The organism is Dictyobacter arantiisoli (assembly GCF_008326305.1).
Taxonomy (GTDB): domain Bacteria; phylum Chloroflexota; class Ktedonobacteria; order Ktedonobacterales; family Ktedonobacteraceae; genus Dictyobacter; species Dictyobacter arantiisoli.
In genome coordinates this window covers 1-1,261 of record NZ_BIXY01000243.1, presented here as the reverse complement: position 1 = coordinate 1,261, position 1,261 = coordinate 1, and the positions used below count along the sequence as shown (strand labels likewise).

The following is a 1,261-nucleotide window of genomic DNA, read 5'->3' as shown; positions in this document are numbered from 1 at the left end:
ACAAAGGAAATCTCATATGGATTATACTACCTTGACGCTCAAGAGAGCATCCGTGACGAATGAAGAAAGCCTTTCGTTGCTCTCACTGTACGAAGCACTTCAGGCCCTCCCAGACCCACGACGTGCTCAAGGAAGACGCTACGAACTCGCCTTGATCCTGTGTTTGTTAGTGCTTGCCAAGTTAGCCGGGCAAAAGAGTTTGTGTGGAGCGACCGAATGGCTGCGTCATCGTAAGGTCACCATCGCTGAGCGCTTTGGGTTACGCCGAAGCAGTCTGCCCTGTCAGATGACCTATTGCCATGTCTTAGCAGCCATTGACGCCAAGCGCCTTGACGAGATCCTGTCGGCTTTTTTCCAGCGTTGGGAGGCTCAAACCCGATGTGGAGAGGAACCCAGTCGCTTGCTTACTCCCCAAGGCCACGCTGATCATCGGCACCTGGCAATTGATGGCAAAGCGCTTCGGGCCACAAGTAAACAAGCTCACCCGGTCCATCAACTCAGTTGTTATGAGGTGAATACTGGCAGAGTTCTCTGGCATTGCGATGTGCGAGAAAAGCACAATGAAATCAGTGATCTCAAGCCATTATTGACCACCGAGACCGTGAAAGGACGTATTCTGAGCCTGGATGCTTTGCATACCCAACGAGCGTTTTGTGCGCAGACCAAACAGCTTGAAGGGGACTATCTCCTCATTGCCAAAGATAATCAGCCAACGCTGAAAGAAGATATTGCTGATCTCTTCGAGGATCCTACTCCTGACCGTCGACGCTGGCAGGAAGCCGAAACGTGGGACAAAGGCCATGGACGACTGGAACATCGTCAGATTGTGTGCAGTCCAGACTTGAACGACTGGTTTGCCAAAGAGTGGCAAGGAATTGAGCAGGTCTTTCGCATCGAACGCACGACACGCATTCTCAAAACAGGAGAGAGCCGCCATGAAGTCGTCTATGGGTTGAGTAGTCTTTCCTTACAAAAAGCGCCAGCCCCACAAATCTTAGCGTTGGTAAGAGAGCATTGGGCCATTGAAAATCGCTTGCATTGGCGTCGCGACGTGACACTAGGAGAAGATGCGTGCCAAACCCGGACGGGTCTTGTTCCCAGTCGCCTTGCTCAATTGAACAGTACCGTCTTAAGTCTGATGGATCGTGTCGGCGTGTGCAATGTTGCCCGACAGATGCGCTATTTTGATGCATCGTATGACAAGGCTCTTGATCTCTTGCTCACTGGCTACTGTTCCGTTTTTTAGAATTGGAAAGCCCTG

The 1,261-nt window shown here is 51.2% G+C and carries 1 protein-coding gene; it reads left to right on the top strand.

Annotation, left to right across the window (positions count from 1 at the left end; genetic code table 11):
- Window positions 1-1,246, top strand: a 1,246-nt coding sequence (locus F1593_RS28040; RefSeq protein WP_216369030.1) for an ISAs1 family transposase, incomplete at its 5' end; no start/stop codon positions are given.
- Window positions 1,247-1,261 lie beyond the last annotated feature (15 nt).